Below are 18243 nucleotides of genomic sequence, written 5' to 3' on the forward strand. Positions count from 1 at the left end.
AGGTACGATGTGCCATTAGGCACCAAAAGAAGAATGACTTGATTAATTATAATCAAAGTAGACAAATATGCAATAATTAAATTTAACTATTGACTATTTTTCAAAGAAGATTTAGGTGTTGGTCTGACAGATTTGACCCGATATTCCACCGCCAGGCGCCAGAGTCCGAAAGGGACATAAAATCCTAACAATGCTGCAATTGTGGTGACCGTGATTATCATTCCAATAATAAATGGAAGGGATTTGTACTCAAAGACGACATTATGTTTACCCGGTGGGAGATAAACCGCCCGGAATGTATAATTGGCACGTAATAGTTTTTCTTTTTTCCCATCCACCATTACTTGCCAGTCTGGATGCCAGTTATCAATCAATAAGAGAAAACCGGGCTGGGGAGCATCGGTTTCAATGACTATCTGATTGGGTGAATATTTTTTTATTTTCGCCTCTACCATTGCCGGTATTTTTGGGGGATGTGGATAGGGGAGACTGTCTTCAAGGATTAGTAATTCCCGGGGATTAAAGGAAGGTGATTTCATGTAATCAATGATATTTTCTGGTGGTAATACTACATAATCAAAAAGAATAACCGCCCGTGGTAAAACGCTATCATTCTGGTAGATGGTATATTGATAACCTTTATATACCGGTCGGAAGCGCGCCAGATAACCTTTTATCATAAGAATGATCCGCCGCGAGTTTTGATCGTATCCCGAGAGATCCTCGGGCAGATTCGGGGCAACGATGTATTTGAGATTTAAAATATCCACAAACTTCGGATATTGAATTAAATGCTGGGGATTGAACATCACACTCATGCCTGCGCCGATTAAGTCCTGATAGCGCTGAATTGGATTAGCAATATAACCCCCGGCGCTCTGGATGTTGTGATATAATAGATAGGAATCACGATCATGCTCACCCCGTGTCCCATACTGGAAAGGAAAGACCCGAAAGACCGAATTATCGTTTTTCAAAAAATTTACCACTTCATCAGCCTGATAATAAATCTCGGGTGCGGGTCCGGAAGGCAGATACTTTATCATGATCGGCAATTGATGGAATAAAGTAAGCACCACAAATATGCAAGTGGTGGTGGGCGCCGGTATTTTTTTCTTTATGGAAAGGTAACCGAAGGTGATGGTTAAGATGGTTATAACCAGGGTGAAGAATGCCTGATTATAATAGGAAGGGAGGTTGCGTTTGAAATAATTGATTTTTATCCCGGCTTCCGCTTCAGCGATTGCTGGAGCGATAAGAAATGAGATAAGCAGATAGGCGATAAGAATAATAATCCCGCTGATTATGAAACGTTTTTGATCAAGATTTTTTTTAATGATTATTTCTTCGAAACCGAAAGCACCGATTACAATCGTGCTGAATGCTACAAGGTAAAAGGCAAGTCCGGGTGCACGCATCAATTTAAAGCCCGGGACGAGTTCGTAGAATAACCGATGAACAAATGTTGCACTACCAAAGGCATATAATAAAGCGATCAAACCGGTGATAAAAAAGAATTTAAGATAATTTTTTCTCCAATTGAAAATTAATCCCGATAACGCAAATATCAATATTACCACCCCGAAAAATTCCGTGTGAAGTTTCATAGGGTTTTTACTCCAGTAGTTTTCTAAGCCGCCGGAAAAGTTGGGAACCAGAAGGTCGAATATTTCAATCGGCGGTAGACTCCAGCTCGCCGCATATTCATAACCACGCTCCAGGCCACGGGCGACAGCCTTCATTCCACCCAAAACCGGCAACCAGATAACCGCCATTAAGAAAAAAATGAGAACGATTGAAAAAACACCGTAGGCGATGATTTTGAGATAGTCGCTTTTGTGTAATTCCTTGCGTCGAGTGACAAGGAAGTGTATTACATAGCCAATGAACAAAATCAAACTGTAGTAGGTGATCTGGAAATGTCCCTGATAAAAGGCAAAGGCGATGGCGATGGCGAGAAGAATAGAATAATTGATTTTCCGAGTGGATAAAGCCTGATGGAGAAAGAACAGGGTTATGCCTAATATCGCGATGCTCGCGGCCCGGCCGGTATGCCCGGCTTCAGGGGTGGTTGCAAGATTGCCGATCCATTGATATACGAAGGCGCCCAATGTGGCAGCGTATTTTGAAAGATTGAGCGCTTTAAGGTAGAGATACATTCCAACTCCCGCGATAAAAAAGAGGATGATGAATGTTACACAATGAGCAATCTGAGGTGGCAGGAGAAATTTTAACCAGGCAAGGGGTGCTAACTGCCCACCCACCGGTGCACCGAGGGCTGGAAAACCACCAAAGACCATGGGATACCAGAACACAAAGCCACCGTTTTCCAGCGCATACTTTTCAAAAGGATAACCATCAAGTAGATAATCCGAACCCGCAATCATCCGGTTTGGTGAAAGAAATGGAGCGAAATAAATTAATGGAAGAAGAAAAAGAAAAAGCAGGGTTAGTTTTTCCCAGTGGGCATCGAAGAAATTCAAGGTTACCGGTTGCGTTTTACTCTTTTTTGTCATGGGAAAGTATAATCAGATTAACCACCAAGTCAAGTTATTCTTCTTCCTTGACTTTTTATCACCCCGAATTATAATATAAATGTAATCTTATGAATAAAAAAGGTTCAGGTCTCTATCATGGTTTGGAATTAAGTCCGGGATTGATACATACGCTTACTTACTATTTAAAACTCTTAGAGATGCCCAATATTGAGTTAGAGGCATTAATCCGCCAGGAACTTGATACCAATCCTCTGCTTGAGGAGGTTGAAGAGGAATTGGAAACGGATTTGGAGGAAGGTGCAAATGCCCGGAGCACTCAGGAGGAAAATTTTGAGCTCCTTGATTTTTATGCGCGAGAAGATATCATGCCAGCAGACGAACCAACGGAAGAACAGCTGGATCTTTTTGAAAATACCCCGGCGCAGAATGACAAACTATATGACCATCTCATGCGCCAGGCAGAGCGGAAATTTACCGGTCGGGAACTCGAAATTGCGGAGTTGCTGATCTCCAATATCGAAGATGATGGTTATTTGACCATCGCTCCGGAAGAACTAACACGCGAGGGCTATACTCTGGAGGAGATTGAAAAAGTAAGAAAAGAAATACAACTCTTTGACCCAGTGGGATGTGCCTGGCGCGATGTCCGTGAACCACTTTTAATCCAGTTAAAACAACTCGGTTATCCACCGGATTCAGTAGAATACATCCTGGTGCGCGATTATTTAAAAAATCTGAGAAGCGGAAATTTCAGGGAATGTCTGGCAGCATTGAATATTGATGAAAACCGACTAAATCAGGCAAGATCGGTGATTATGAAACTTGATCCCAAGCCTGGTTTGCAGTATTCCTCAGCGGATTCACCCTATGTTTATCCTGATTTTATTGTTTTCTGGCAGGATAATGATTTGGGAGTCCGCTTGAATGATGAGAACATGCCGAGAATCAGGATTAAACGAGAATATCTGGATAAGGTAAATCAGAATAGTGAAGATGCGGAATTCATCAAACAGAAATTAAAAGCCGCGTACAATTTAATCCGGGCGATTGAAAAAAGAAGGGTAACTCTTACTAAGATCATCCGCGCCCTTTTAGAATATCAAAAAGATTATTTCCTCAAGGGTGAGGGCTTTCTTAAATCGATCACCATCGTTGATTTTGCCAAACAGCTGGGTGTTAACCCTTCCACGGTATCCCGTGCAATCGCCAATAAATATCTTGAATCTCCCCGTGGGATACATAAATTGAAATTTTTCTTCTCCGCGCCCGTTGGGAAGACCGATAAGACCTTTATCTTTGAAAAGATTAAAGAGGTAATCCAGAATGAAGATAAGACGGCACCTCTTTCTGATGTCCAGATTGCTAAAAAACTCAGTCGCATGGGCATCACCATCTCCCGACGCACGGTTACTAAATACCGGGAGATGCTCCATATTCCTCCGCATAATCTGCGCAGGATTGAGGGGAATTAATTGCCCAGAGTCAACAATTTTATTATTTAAGGAGATATAATGGACGGCTATTATCGTTTTCCCAGTATCAATAAAGATTTGATAGTTTTTGTCTGTGAGGATGACTTGTGGTTGGTATCAACAAAAGGTGGAGTTGCGGTTCGGTTGACTTCTAACCTGGGAAGGATTACACATTGTAGTATTTCACCCGACGGAGAATATGTTGCTTTCACAGGTCGGGAAGAGGGAAACAGTGAGGTCTATTGTCTTGCGCTGAAAGGTGGACCGGCAAGAAGGCTTACTTTTCTCGGTGCCAATACGATCGTTAGAGGCTGGACCCGCGATGGCAAAAGGATTGTCTTTGTGAGTGATACGGGTCAGTGGTATCCGGGTTTGATGTATGTATACACCGTGGACAAAGATAAGGATATTCCGCAAATGATACCGGTTGGACCGGCACGCACAATCTCCTTTGGACCACAAAAGGGCGTGGTGATTGGAAGGAATACCGCGGATCCGGCACGCTGGAAACGTTACCGCGGCGGCACAGTAGGCGAGATATGGATTGATCCTGAGGAGCAGGGCAATTTTAGAAAACTACTAAAGATAAAAGGCAATCTTGCTGATCCCATGTGGATAAATGACCGAATATACTTCATCTCGGACCACGAAGGAATTGGAAATATCTATTCCTGTAACCTTCAGGGTAGGGATTTAAAGAAACACACCCATCATTCAGATTTTTATGTCCGCAATGCCCAGACCGATGGCAAAAATATTGTCTATCATGCCGGAGGTGATATCTATGTTTTATACCCTGCGGAAGAACGGGTTGAGAAGGTGAGGATTGATTTTCGCAGCCCCCGGGTTCAAACCCAGCGCAAATATGTCGATGCCAGCAAATATCTTGAAGATTATGGGATACATCCCGAAGGCAAAGCCCTAACCGTTACCGCCCGGGGCAAGGTTTTTTCATTCGCGAATTGGTCGGGTCCGGTTCTCCAGCATGGTCAGATGATGGGTGCCCGTTATCGTTTGGGCCGCTATCTCTTTGATGGGAAAAGAGTTATCGTCGTCACGGATGAAAAGGGCGAGGATACGCTCCAGATATATGATACAGAAAATGATAAAAGTACTTCATTGCCAGTGCTCGATATCGGTAGACCCATAGAGCTTGAACCTTCACCTAAGGCATCATTGGTGGCCCTGACCAACCACCGTAATGAATTAATTCTTGTGAATTTAAAAACAAAAAAACGGATGATTCTTGACAAGAGTAAATATCGCCGGATAAGTGGTATTACCTGGTCCGCGGATGGAAGATGGCTTGCTTACAGTTATGCGGATTCGGAAAGGACCACCTGTATTAAACTGGCAGATGTCCAGAAAAAGAAGACATATTTTGCAACAAGAAGTGTTTTATACGATTTTGCTCCGAGTTTTGATCCGGATGGTAAATATCTTTACTTTTTATCTGCCCGGATCTTTGACCCGGTCTATGATACAGTGCAATTTGAACTTTCTTTTCCGGCACATATCAAACCCTATTTGATTTTACTCCGCAAAGACCTGCCTGATCCATTTAAATATTCCAAACCTGCCCCAGCACCGCTGGATGCCAGTAGTTCTGTTCCCCCTTCAGGAAAAAAGAAAATTTCCCAAAAGATAAAAATTGATATTGATGGGATCACGGAAAGGATATTGCCCTTGCCGGTCAATCATGGTTTGTATAAACAAATCTGGGGAATAAAAGACAGAGTTCTTTATACACTCTTTCCGATGAAGGGTGGAAAAGCCGCCTGGTTTTCAACTGAACTACCTGCGGATGGCACACTCTCATTTTACGATTTTAAAGAGCAAAAGGAAGGTGTGATTATAAGCGGGGTCACCGATTTCAAGGTTGCCCAAAACAATGAGATTATTGTCTATCGAAGCAAAGATCGTTTGCGGGTCATAAAACCGGTTGAGAAGATTGAACAGAAACTTGAAAAAGAACCCCCCGGAATAAAAAGTGGCTATATCGATCTTGCACGGATAAAACTCCTTGTCGAACCCAAATTAGAATGGCAGCAGATGTATCGCGATGCCTGGCGGCTCCAGCGCGACCATTTCTGGACCAAGGATATGTCGGGCGTGGACTGGAAAAAGGTATATAAGAAATATCTACCCCTCTTGGAGCGAATCGGAACCCGGAGCGAATTCTCCGATTTGATCTGGGAGATGCAGGGAGAACTGGGGACTTCCCATGCCTATGAATTCGGTGGTGATTACCGGGAAGAGCCGAAATATACCCAGGGTTTTTTGGGTGCGGATATCGTTTATGACGAAAAGAGGAAAGCATACCGATTCATCAGGATCATCAAAGGTGACCCTTGGGATCCTAATGCTTCTTCACCACTTTTGGCTCCAGGACTGAATATCAAAGAAGGGGACCTCCTACTTGAGATCAACGGTATCCGTTTGAATAAAAAGATCCAGCCTGGCGAACTACTCGTCAATCGCGGCAAAGCCGAGATCACCATCACCGTTGCCCGCTCCGATGGCAAAAATATCCGGAGGGTCTCGGTAAAAGCCCTGGCTGATGAAGCTCCGGCCCGGTACCGGGAATGGGTGGAGAGGAATCGCGAATTGGTCCATCGTTTGAGCAATGACCAGATTGGTTATGTCCATATTCCGGATATGGGTCCCTGGGGTTATGGGGAATTCCATCGCTATTTTTTGAGCGAGATAAAATATACCGGTCTTATCGTTGATGTCCGTTTTAACCGGGGTGGACATGTTTCCCAGCTTCTCTTGGAACGTCTCCGCCGGCAAAGGATTGGTTATGATATTACCCGTTGGAGCACTCCCGAACCCTATCCCTCGGAATCCGTCCTCGGTCCTATCGTCGCAATAACAAATGAATATGCGGGGTCAGATGGGGATATCTTCAGCCATGGCTTCAAATTGTATAAGATTGGACCTTTGATCGGGAAGAGGACTTGGGGTGGGGTGATCGGCATCTCTCCCTACTACCGTCTTTCCGATGGTGGTCTTACTACCCAACCTGAATACTCATTCTGGTTTTTTGATGTGGGCTGGGGCGTGGAGAATTACGGAACAGAACCGGATATTGAAGTGGATATAACACCTCAGGATTATATAAAAGGTCGTGATACCCAGCTGCTTGCTGCCATTCGTGAATGTTTAAAACTGATTAGAGAGACAAAACCACGCATACCCCGCTTCGGGAAAAAACCGGTCTTAAAATTGCCCTGGTAAAATAAAAAAGCCCCTCTTTACTGAGGGGCTTTCTGATTCTTCTTTAGATTATTCAAGGACGTAGATATTCCGCTTCTCGCAGATCTCTTTTAGTTCCTTGGGCCAGACCGAGACACTCACCTCACCAAGATGCGCAGTGCGCAGAATATACATATAGGTGCGGGATTGTCCGATTCCACCACCGATGCTTAAAGGGATTTTATCGTTGAGTATCGCCTGATGATAGGGGAATTTTAAGAAGTGGAGTTGCCCGGTGATCTCGAGTTGTTTTTTAAGGGTCTCTTTGGTCACCCGGATACCCATCGAGCTCAATTCATGCCGCCGGCGGGTAACCGGATTCCAGACAAGGATATCCCCATTTAAACCATGCATCGGCCGACCGTCTTCGGAAACAGTCTCAGTCACCCAGTCATCGTAATCCGCGGCCCGCATTTCATGGGGATAGCCATCTTTTAAGGTCCAGCCGATACCGATGATAAAGATTGCCGGATATTTTTGTAAAATCATCGTCTCCCGCTGTTTGCGCGGTAAATTCGGATACATATCCAGGATATCTTCCGCATGTAAAAATTTTATTTCCTCGGGAAAATCCATATACTTAGAGGTCCGCAACTGGGGCCAGTTTTCCTGGGCAAATTTCGCCGCTCCATAAATTACCTTCCAGATCTTACGCACGGTTTCTTTCAGATAATCTAAATTCCTTTGTTCCGGAGTGATCACCTTTTCCCAGTCCCACTGGTCGACATAGCAGGAATGGTCATGGTCCATAAAATAATCTTTTCTTACCGCGCGCATATCGGTGAGGATGCCCTCGCCAGGCTTACACCCAAACTGTGCCAGCGCCATCCTCTTCCATTTGGTTGCAGCCTGGACAATCTGGGCTTCAATCGGTTTTTTTAAACCGAGTCCACACTTAAATTCAATCGGTGTCCGGGAGCCGTCACGATCCAGATAATCATTCACCCCGCTTTCCTTGGTCACAATCAGCGGAACCTGGACCATTGTCAGATTCAATTCTTTGCAGAGATTCTTCTCAATATACTCCTTCACCGCAAATAATGCTCGCATCCTTTCCAAGGGCGGAAGTAGGGGTTCATAATCATTAGGAAGGACTTTTTCAACTTCTTCATAAGTACTCACACCCGGACCGGCAAGATCGGCTTCTTTTCCAGTTTTCTTTAATTTCTTAGTGGTTTTAGCTTTGGCTTTTCTGGGCATTTGACTCCTCCTTTCATTAAAATTTTTAAAATGGGCTATTTGCACAACTAATCCTGTATATTATCCACAAAAATTCGGCAATGTCAACAGGAAATTATTCTGGTTCCACTATTTTTTCCATAATCATTTGTTTTTGCTTGATTTATTGTTTTATTTGAATAAAATAAACGATGCAGATGATAACCCTTTTTTTGGCTACTGGATTGCTCTTCGGGGATACATTAAAGATAATCGCCGTAGGTGATATCATGATGGGCACGACATATCCAGCAGTCCGATTGCCGCCATATGATGGGGCGAATATCTTTGTAAATGTGAGGGAGGTTTTACAGGAAGGTGATTTAACCATGGGCAATCTTGAAGGACCCCTCACCGAGCAGGGAGAATGCACAAAAAAAATAACTGAAGGGAAGGTATATGCATTCAGAACCCCTACACGCTATGCCCGATATCTTTTGGAAGCTGGATTTGATTTTATGAATCTAAAAAATAATCATATCAACGATTTCGGAACCGAAGGCCTTACTTCTACAATTGAGTCTTTACATGCTAATGGAATTCAGTATGGACTGGATGATAAGAACGGTTTATTTGTGGTCAAAAATAAAAAAATCTGTATTATTTCTTTCTCTCAGGCTGACTGGGGTAATTCAATACTTGATATTCCACGGGCTCAAAAGATTGTAGCACAAAGGGCCCAGGAGTTTGATATTGTGATTGTTTCGTTCCATGGAGGTGGTGAAGGGATAGATTTTCTCCATACCCGTGACACAATGGAATATTTTCTGGGTTCACCCCGTGGGAATGTGGTAAGATTTGCGCGGGCAGTGATTGATAGTGGGGCGGATCTGGTCTGGGGACATGGTCCGCATGTTCCGCGGGCACTGGAAGTGTATAAAGACCGTTTGATTGCTTACAGCCTGGGTAATTTTTTCACCTATGGATTTAATATTGAGGGCGTGCGTGGTTATGCACCAATCCTTAAAGTTTTTCTTGATTCGTGCGGTATCTTTATCGCTGGCGAGATAATTTCGGCAATACAAAAGCCCGGTGGAATTTTGGAATTGGATTCATTACAGCGTGCCTTTAAGTTGATAAAAAACCTCAGCCAGGAAGATTTTCCCAATACTGCCCCCTACTTTACCGATGAGGGCAGGATTTACAATAAAAATTTTTTGCCTCTTGACAAATGAAAAATCCTGGATAGAATATGTAAAATTATCAAGGAGGTATGATGAGAAAAATGCTTGCTATTGCAGGGATTGCATTATTATTTGTGGCTTGTGATTTTACCAAGGAGTCGGTCAAACTTAAGCCAGATATTGAGGTTACTTTTATCGATCCTGTTGCCGCACCGGTTGATAATGGAGGTTATGCCAATATTTCAGAGATCCATTTTGTCGCCAAAAATTCGGTGGATTGCACGATCAAGAAGATGCTTTGGGAATATTATACCAAGGATGGTACGAAATTCTTCGGGCCATTTGAAATTTCTCTTTACATGAAAATAAAAGGTATTGTAGAACCGACAAAAGTTGATACATTTATCCTGGAAAATGTTCCTTTGCCGGTTGATACGGTGCTCGCCTATCTGGTAAATAATAACGTCTATGAAGCGAAGGCCCAGCTTTATTTTGTCGCCTACGATGATTATGAAATGAGCCGGGCCGATACTGCTGAATGCCAGTTTGGATTATACCGAAATCCTTAAGATTGCTTGAAGGATTGAAAAAAAGGGGACCACAGGTCCCCTTTTTTATTATTGGGCATAATAAAAAAGCACTAATAATTTAAACCTTGAATACTTTTTTAATTGCCTTTTCCAGAATATCCAGCCCGGTTTGGAGTTCTTCTTCGGTTATGATCAAAGGTGGGATAATGCGGAGGGTTGTCTCGCCAGCACCTAAGATCAAAAGCCCCTGTTTGAATGCTTCATACACAACCCCATCCCTTTTATCCTTTACCGGCGTTTTGGTCTTTTTATCGGAGACCAATTCTATGCCCAGCATCAATCCTTTTCCACGGACATCGCCGATAAAATCATAGAATTCCTTCCATTCATTCAATCTTTCAAGGGCAAGTGCACCAAGTTTCGCGGCATTTTCAATCAAGCCATTTTCCAACAGTTCAATCGTTTTCAGGGCAGCAGCACAGGAGACAGGATTACCACCGAATGTTGAGGCATGGGCACCGGGTGGCCAATCCATAAGACTGCTGTTGGCAACGCAGACACCAAGGGGTAATCCTGAGGCGATGCCCTTGGCAATACAATACATATCTGCCTTGGTGTTATAATGTTCTATCGCAAACATTTTACCAGTTCGTCCCATGCCTGTCTGGACTTCATCATCCACAAGGATGATATCATACTCATTACACAACTTCCTCAGTGCCGGTAAAAAACCATCCGGAGGCACTACATACCCGCCTTCGCCCTGAATCGGTTCAACGAATATTGCTGCGACTTCTTCAGGGGGCGCAATCTTTCTGAAGACCACCTCTTCTATGTATTTGACGCACTCAAGATTGCAGGTTGGATAAGAAAGGTTGAAAGGACAGCGGAAACAGTAGGCATAAGGAACATGTGTTACATCGGGTAATAAAGGACCGAAGAATCGGCGCTGTCCAGCTTTTGAAGAGGTGAGGGATAGGGCACCGAATGTGCGGCCATGAAAGGCACCAGTGAAGGCAATATAACGGGGGCGCCGGGTGTGATAACGGGCGAGTTTCATCGCACACTCAACCGCCTCAGCACCTGAATTCCCAAAGAATACTTTTTTATTTTTGCCGCCAGGTACTATCTCCGCCAGTTTTTCGGCGAGGTCTATCTGATAGGGATAATAAAAATCGGTTCCGGACATATGAATTAGTTTTTCTGCCTGGTTTTGAATTGTCTTCACTACTTCTGGATGACAATGGCCAGTAGCAAGAACAGCAATTCCCGAAGAGAAGTCTAAGAATTCATTCCCATCGACATCAGTGACCCAGACCCCGCTACCCTTTTCTATCACCGCTGGATAAGCACGGGTATATGAGGGAGAGATATATTTGGCATCCCGCCTCAAAAATTCCCGTGCCCGTGGTCCAGGTAGCTCAGTAATTATTCTTGGTTTCTTCATTTTTAACTTCTACTCATTCCAGGTGTCAATCTGTGCCCGCTGGAGGGTCCCGGAATAGTCTATATAGACGGTCTTTACTTCGGTGAATATTTCATAAGCAGTCCAGCCACCTTCCCGATGGCCATTTCCGGTGTTTTTCATTCCACCAAAGGGTAAATGGCACTCGGCGCCGATCGTCGGTGCATTGATATATACGATACCGGTCTCCGCCAGTTCCATCGCCTTCTGGGCTTTATTCAAGTCATTGGTATAAATACTGGAAGACAGACCATAGGTGGTGCCATTAAGAATTTTTATCGCCTCTTCAAAATTTTTGGCTTTAATGACCGAGAGCACCGGACCAAATATCTCTTCCTGGGCGATGCGCATGGTGGGCAGGACATCGATGAAGACAGTCGGTTTATAAAACCAGCCCTTGGCACACTCACCTTCGGTGTATGGTTCACCACCCGTCAGCAACTTTGCTCCTTCTTTTTTACCAATTTCCACATACATTGCGACCGTATCGCGCTGCGCCTTGTTGATAAGGGGTCCGACATCAACCGTCTCATCCAAGCCATTGCCCAGTTTCAATTTTTCCACCCGGGCTTTTAGCATCTCAATAAATTTATCGTAGATCGGTTCTTCAAGAATTAATCTTGATGTAGCAGTGCAACGCTGACCTGTGGTGCCGAAGGCACCCCAGATCACGCCATCCAGGGCGAGTTCTAAATTGGCATCCGCAAGTACAACCTGTCCATTCTTACCACCGAGTTCAAGCGAGCACCGTTTCAAGGTCTTGCCACAGACTTCTCCGATTCTCCGCCCGACATCCGAGGAACCAGTGAAAGAGATTCCTACAATATCCGGATGACTGAGCATTGCTTCACCAATTTCTCCACCTCCACCATAGACGATATTCAATACTCCTTCAGGTAATCCTGCTTCATAAAGAACCTGGACCAGTTCGCCAGCTGATGCGGGCGTGTCTGTGGCGGGTTTTATGACTGCGGTATTGCCGCTCAAAAGACAAGGAAATATTTTCCAGGAAGGGATAGCAACGGGAAAGTTCCAGGGAGTGATAAGTCCCCAGACTCCCATCGGATCGCGCCTTGTAAAGCATATCTTATTGGGTAATTCAGAAGGGACTGTATAGCCAAAATACCTCCGGCCTTGTCCGGCGGCGTATAGTGCGGTATCAATTCCTTCCTGGTAATCTCCACGGGTCTCTTTCAAGACCTTGCCCATTTCTCGGGTCATCAACCTTGCAGCCTCTTCTTTCCGGGCAATCATGATTTCGGCAGCCCGGCGCATTATTTCTGCTTTTTTCGGAAGGGGAACGGCACGCCATTTAGGATAGGCTTTCTTCGCCGCCTCCACTGCCATATTCAAATCCTCGGCATTGGATTTGGGAAAGATCCCGATTACTTCATCCCAGTTCGCGGGATTTCTATCTTCGTAGGTCCTCCCAGACTTGGAATCCAGAAATTTGCCATTGATAAAATTTTTGTATTCCTTCATTTTTGCTCCTTTGTGATTAAAGATTATAGTCAAAAAAGTTGTAAAGTCAATATATTGACTTTTTTTAGGATTTCTCTTATAATCAACCACCATGCGTTTGGACCTTTTTTTAAAAAAGACCCTGATAATAAAACAGCGCTCAGCAGCAAAGGAGTTATGTGATAAGGGATTGGTGAAGGTGAATGGTCGGATAGCCCGACCCGCCCATTCAGTAAAAATTGGCGATATTATTGAACTGGAAACAATAAAAGGTGTGAGATGCTATCGGGTTTTACAGATTCCGGAAGGTAATGTTCGCAAGAGCGAAGTCTTTGAATATTATGAAGATTGCAGTCACACTCGGTGATCCTTCAGGTATCGGTCCGGAATTGATTTTGAAGGCGTTGCCCCAATTCCTGAGGTTTCATCCATCCATCTATGGGAATAAAAAAATATTAGCCCGCACCGCGGAAAGGCTGGGTTTGGAGGAAAATTTTCACCTTATCAAAGACTTTGTTATTGATACGGTCTCTGATTTGGATTTCCAATTCGGTCATCCCGACCAGAAAACCGGCCGAATTGCCCTTTCAGCTCTACAAGCAGCACTTAATGCCTCACCCGACATTCTCATCACCGCTCCCATTGTCAAGAGCGTCATAAAAAAATTTGACCGAGACTTCATCGGACATACCGAATACCTCGCCCGCTATTTTAAGACCAAAGACTTTGCGATGGTGGGTATCGTAGATAAGATAAAGATTATGTTCTTAACTACCCATTTGCCGATCGCTGATGTTCCCAAGGCGATAGATAAAAATGCTATCTTCATGAAATTGAGACTGTTTGCCGAAGGACTGAAGAGATATTTTTCACTTGATAATCCCACTATCGGTGTTTCAGCACTCAATCCCCATGGTGTGGAATTCAGTTACGGAGAAGAGCAGCAAATTGAGCAGGGTATCAGGCGCGCCCAGAAGATGGGATTGAATGTCTTTGGACCGTATCCTGCTGATTCTTTATTCAAGAGAAATTTTGATGGTTATCTCGTAATGTATCATGACCAGGGTTTTGTCTATTTAAAGGCAAAAAAAGGTGGTGTCAACTGGACTCTGGGTTTACCTATCATCCGTCTTTCACCGTTATCCGGGGCAGCATTAGATATCGCCGGAAAAAATATGGCCGATGCAAAAGGTATGGTCGATGCCCTGAGACTGGGTATTAAGATGTTTAAGAAAGGAGTTAGATATGAAAAGGTATCATAAACTTTTAACGGGAATTTTATTAATTTTGCTCATGCACTGCACCTCAAAAGGCAATATTAAGGATGCGGCTGATGCGATAAAAAAAGGTAAATATATTGAAGCAATAAAGACTCTTAATAAGGCATTACTCACCGATTCCCTCAATCCTGAAATTCATTACAATCTCGCCCTTGCTTATATTCAGTGTGATTCTTTGCAAAGGTCGTATGAGCATTTTTTGAAACTGTTGGAGCTAAATACACCGCTAAAAGATAGTATGGAATTGAAACTCTTGCTTACGAAATCATTAAAGATGGAACCTTTTTCTTCGAGTCCTATTCCTATGGGTCGGATGAATCAATTCAAGGGTTGTTTTGGACCGGATAATGAAATGCTCGCGGTCGCAGCAGCCAAAAAGGATATCGCCGATATTTATCTGATTAAACTGGATGGGACGATTGTGAAAAAATTGACTTTTAGGGGGATGAATACCGACCCCGCATTCTCACCACTGGGCGATAAGATAGCCTATGTCTCGAATATTGATGGTGATGAAGAGATATATCTTTATGATATAAATAAGGATTCAACGCTGAAAATCACCGATAACGATTATACTGATTTTGCCCCTGCCTTTTCACCTGATGGTCGGGAACTTGTCTATGTCTCGAATCGCGATGGCAACTGGGAAATATATAAAGTAAACCTGCTACAACGCCTCGCATTTCGTCTCACCAAAAATAAATTCTGGGATGGTTTTCCTTCTTTCACCCCTGATGGTAAATTCATTGTTTTTTCTTCAAAACGGAACGGAAGCGAAGATATATATATCATGAAACCGGATGGATCCGGTGAGCGTTTGTTATATTACACGAAATACGATGAAACCGATCCTCATCTGGCCGGGAATTATTTGTTCTTCCGGTCGAACATGGATGGAGAGTTTGAAATCTATATGTTTGATGTGAAAAAAGAGATGCTGGTGCGTCTGACCTATAACCAAGTTCCGGACTGGAATCCCAGGGTGAGCAGCGATGGCAAAAGGATTGTATTATCAAGAAAAGTCAAGGATTTATGGAATCTCTACTTTATAAATTTAGAAGCACCAATTTCAGCAGAGGTGATTGCCTCAAAAATCAGGAATGTTCTGGGTCTTGAGGAACAGATCTCTTCGCCCTGAGGAGTAAGATAATCCCGACAACGACCCCGATTACAGAGATAACCTGATTGATCAAAAAATTACCGAGATTTTCGTAATACCTGATAAAATCAATCCCGAAGCGAAAACCGCCATAAAAAATTAAAAAGTAAGCGAAGACTTCGCCACGCAGATGCGGGCGCCGGAGCAGGCGCTGGAGAAAGAAAAAAAGAAAAAGACCGAAGAGAGAGGAGTATAACTGGGTGGGATGGATTGGACAGTCAAACCCGGCACGGTAGGCAAATGAGCCACGGGGAAAGTGAACGCCCCAAGGCAGGTGGGTAGGAAGACCGAAGCAACAGCCGTTAAGAAAACAGCCGATACGGGTGAAGAATTCGCCCAGGGCAATCGAGGGGCTTACCATATCACTGAGCAAGAGGACCGGAAGGTTTTGCTTTTTTATATACAGGAAACCAGCTATAAAAGCACCGATAAACCCTCCGAAAAACATCATCCCGCCATTCCAGATTGCAAAGATACTTGTTACATCTTGGAACTCGGTGGGGTGAAATACTACATAAAGAATACGACCACCAATGATCACCCCAACCATCAACCAAAATGCGAGATTCTCAATGAGCACCGGTGGGATATTGTGTTTTTTTGCTTCCCTTTTGACGAGAAATAGCGCGACGAGAAAGGATATCACCAGCATCGTCCCATAGCTGGGGATGCCCAAGCCGTCCACCTTTATAAGTAGGGGTCTCATTTATTCTCTTTTTTTGCTTCTTCAATTATCTTCTGACTTATCTCCTTGGGGACCTCTTCATAATGATGGAACTTCATCGTAAAATATCCCCGACCTTGGGTCATTGAACGGAGGCTCGTGGAGTATTTATACATCTCAGCTTCAGGAACCATTGCCTTCACCACCTGGATTTTCCCAATTGCCTCCATACCCATTATCTTACCCCTGCGGCTGTTGATGTCACCAATCACATCGCCCATGAATTCCTCGGGCACATAAACTTCTACCTCCATTATTGGTTCCAGGAGGACCACATTTCCTTTCTCCGCATTCGCCCTGATCGCCATTGCCGCGGCAATCTGGAAGGCAATATCTGAAGAATCCACTGGATGGTATGAACCATCATAGACCGTCACTTTAACATCGGTTATGGGATAACCAGCAAGATATCCCTTTTCCAAGGCTTCCCGCACGCCTTTTTCGACCGATGGGATATATCGGGCGGGTATGGCACCTCCAAAGATCTCTTCTGCAAACTGGACTCCTGAACCCCGGGGCAAAGGTTCAACCCGGAGCCAGCAATCCCCATACTGTCCATGGCCGCCGGTCTGTTTTTTATACTTACCCTGGGCTTCGGTTTTTCTGGTGAAGGTCTCGCGGTATTTTATCTTGGTTTTGGTCAGTTCCACGTTCACCCCGTATTTACGCTGGAGGCGTGCCAAAATCACATCGAGATGTAATTCACCAATCCCGGAGATGATTAATTGTTTAATTTCATGATCATAAGCAAAACTGAAGGTAGGATCTTCAGCCCGCAGTTTTGCTAATCCATTGGATATTTTTTCTTCATCGCCCTTAGCCTTGGGTACAATCGCCATGGAGATGGAAGGAGCAGGAAACTCAATCGGCGGTAATTTAATATTGGTCTTGGCAAGCGTGTCGCCAGTATGGGTGTTTTTCAACTTCACAAGACCCGCGATCATTCCTGCGGTAAGAAGATTGGTTTCTTTTTTTTCTTTGCCTTTGATGAAATATATCTGGGAGATTTTTTCTTCGGTATTCTGGGTGGTGTTATTAACGGCATCACCCATACTCAATTTACCACTCAGCACTTTGATATAACACAGTTCACCTAAATGGGGTTCCACAATCGTTTTAAAGACATAGCCGACAAAGGGTTCATTTTCGTTCCTTTTAATCACATTACCATCTACTACAATCTCAGGAAGTTCTTCATAAGAAGGTAGAAATTCCTGAATCATATTGAGAAAATCTTCCAGCCCGATCAATTCCAATCCTTCACCACAAAAACAGGGTGCAGCCTTATTTTCAATAATTGCCTTCTTTACTGCCGGAATGCATTCAGGGATACTCAAAGATCCGGTTTCCAAGTATTTGTTCATTAGGTTATCATCGCTATCCGCTGCTACCTCAATGAATAATTCCTGATACTTGGTTATTATTTCTTTCAGGTCGGGTGGGATTGCCTCGGCAGTGGTCTTACCCTCTTTGGTGATATATGCCTTTTCGGTGATGATGTTTGCTACCCCTACGAACTTTTCGGCAACCCCCACCGGCAGATTGAAGGGGATGATTTTTCGTTTTGATAATTCCTGCAGACCATTCAAAATATTATAAAAATCGGTATTTTCTTTTTTTAATTTATTCACAAAAAAGACGATGGGCAAATTTTTCTTCGTCGCCTCATGCAAAATTCTTTCCGTTCCCACGGCAATACCGGTAGTGGCATCGACAACAATGACGCAGATATCCACTGCATAAAGGCCGCTCAACATCTCGCCGATAAAATCAGCATAGCCGGGCGTGTCGATGATATTGAGAGTCGTTCCGTTATAGTCAAAAGTAGCCAGTCCCAATGACAGACTGCAACCCCGTTTCTGTTCATCAGGATCAACATCAAACATGCTCGTGCCGTCGCTCACCTTGCCCAAACGGGTATTGGCACCGCAAATAAACGCAATTCCATCGGCCAGGGTTGTCTTGCCACAGCCGGCATGTCCAAAGAAACCAATATTCTTTAACCCTTTCTGTCCCATAAAAATACCTCCTTAATATAAAATCAATGAAAG

At 43.9% G+C, this 18243-nt stretch carries 13 protein-coding genes; 7 read left to right on the top strand and 6 right to left on the bottom strand.

What is annotated here, in order from left to right; genetic code table 11:
- Positions 1-86 precede the first annotated feature (86 nt).
- Positions 87-2516 carry a YfhO family protein gene (locus tag ABIL39_07540; protein MEO0165972.1) on the bottom strand — a complete coding sequence of 810 codons (2430 nt, stop codon included), beginning with the start codon at positions 2514-2516 and terminating at the stop codon, positions 87-89.
- Between the two features lie 89 nt (positions 2517-2605).
- On the opposite strand from ABIL39_07540, the gene rpoN reads away from it, so the two are divergent.
- Together rpoN and ABIL39_07550 are read left to right on the top strand one after the other, a co-directional pair.
- Positions 2606-3970: an RNA polymerase factor sigma-54 gene (gene rpoN / locus ABIL39_07545; protein ID MEO0165973.1), complete on the top strand. Its 1365-nt coding sequence runs from the start codon at positions 2606-2608 to the stop codon at positions 3968-3970.
- Positions 3971-4009: 39 nt separating this feature from the next.
- A complete protein-coding gene (locus ABIL39_07550; GenBank protein ID MEO0165974.1) occupies positions 4010-7210 on the top strand; it encodes a S41 family peptidase in 3201 nt (1066 codons plus the stop codon).
- Positions 7211-7258: 48 nt separating this feature from the next.
- Here the strand turns inward: ABIL39_07550 and asnA are convergent, their stop codons facing one another.
- On the bottom strand, positions 7259-8428 hold the full coding sequence (gene asnA / locus ABIL39_07555) for an aspartate--ammonia ligase (GenBank protein MEO0165975.1): 1170 nt from the start codon (positions 8426-8428) through the stop codon (positions 7259-7261).
- A gap of 170 nt (positions 8429-8598) precedes the next feature.
- Here asnA and ABIL39_07560 point away from each other — a divergent pair, with 170 nt between their 5' ends.
- Together ABIL39_07560 and ABIL39_07565 are read left to right on the top strand one after the other, a co-directional pair.
- Positions 8599-9621, top strand: a complete 1023-nt coding sequence (locus ABIL39_07560; GenBank protein ID MEO0165976.1) for a CapA family protein — start codon at positions 8599-8601, stop codon at positions 9619-9621.
- Positions 9622-9662: 41 nt separating this feature from the next.
- On the top strand, positions 9663-10139 hold the full coding sequence (locus ABIL39_07565) for a hypothetical protein (GenBank protein ID MEO0165977.1): 477 nt from the start codon (positions 9663-9665) through the stop codon (positions 10137-10139).
- A 79-nt stretch (positions 10140-10218) separates the two neighbouring features.
- On the opposite strand, the gene ABIL39_07570 is transcribed toward ABIL39_07565, so the two are convergent.
- Together ABIL39_07570 and ABIL39_07575 are read right to left on the bottom strand one after the other, a co-directional pair.
- The gene (locus tag ABIL39_07570) at positions 10219-11547 is read right to left on the bottom strand and encodes an acetyl ornithine aminotransferase family protein (GenBank protein MEO0165978.1); all 1329 of its coding nucleotides are present in this window, start codon (positions 11545-11547) and stop codon (positions 10219-10221) included.
- A gap of 9 nt (positions 11548-11556) precedes the next feature.
- Positions 11557-13047 (bottom strand): aldehyde dehydrogenase family protein, encoded by a 1491-nt coding sequence (locus ABIL39_07575; GenBank protein ID MEO0165979.1) that lies wholly within the window; start codon positions 13045-13047, stop codon positions 11557-11559.
- A 91-nt stretch (positions 13048-13138) separates the two neighbouring features.
- Between ABIL39_07575 and ABIL39_07580 the strand changes: the two genes are divergently transcribed.
- From ABIL39_07580 to ABIL39_07590, 3 genes are read left to right on the top strand one after another with little or no spacing between them, the layout of a single operon-like run.
- Positions 13139-13393, top strand: a complete 255-nt coding sequence (locus ABIL39_07580; protein ID MEO0165980.1) for a S4 domain-containing protein — start codon at positions 13139-13141, stop codon at positions 13391-13393.
- Positions 13368-14288 carry a 4-hydroxythreonine-4-phosphate dehydrogenase PdxA gene (locus ABIL39_07585; GenBank protein MEO0165981.1) on the top strand — a complete coding sequence of 307 codons (921 nt, stop codon included), beginning with the start codon at positions 13368-13370 and terminating at the stop codon, positions 14286-14288. Before ABIL39_07580 ends, ABIL39_07585 begins: the two co-directional genes overlap by 26 nt.
- Entirely contained in the window at positions 14272-15447 is a 1176-nt protein-coding gene (locus ABIL39_07590; protein ID MEO0165982.1) for a DUF5050 domain-containing protein, read from the top strand. Before ABIL39_07585 ends, ABIL39_07590 begins: the two co-directional genes overlap by 17 nt.
- Here the strand turns inward: ABIL39_07590 and lgt are convergent.
- Positions 15404-16174, bottom strand: a complete 771-nt coding sequence (gene lgt / locus ABIL39_07595; GenBank protein ID MEO0165983.1) for a prolipoprotein diacylglyceryl transferase — start codon at positions 16172-16174, stop codon at positions 15404-15406. The genes ABIL39_07590 and lgt overlap by 44 nt on opposite strands.
- A complete protein-coding gene (locus tag ABIL39_07600; protein MEO0165984.1) occupies positions 16171-18210 on the bottom strand; it encodes an elongation factor G in 2040 nt (679 codons plus the stop codon). Before ABIL39_07600 ends, lgt begins: the two co-directional genes overlap by 4 nt.
- Positions 18211-18243: the final 33 nt, after the last annotated feature.

Source organism: candidate division WOR-3 bacterium, from assembly GCA_039802205.1.
Taxonomy (GTDB): domain Bacteria; phylum Hydrothermota; class Tepidihabitantia; order SM23-42; family JAOAFX01; genus JAOAFX01.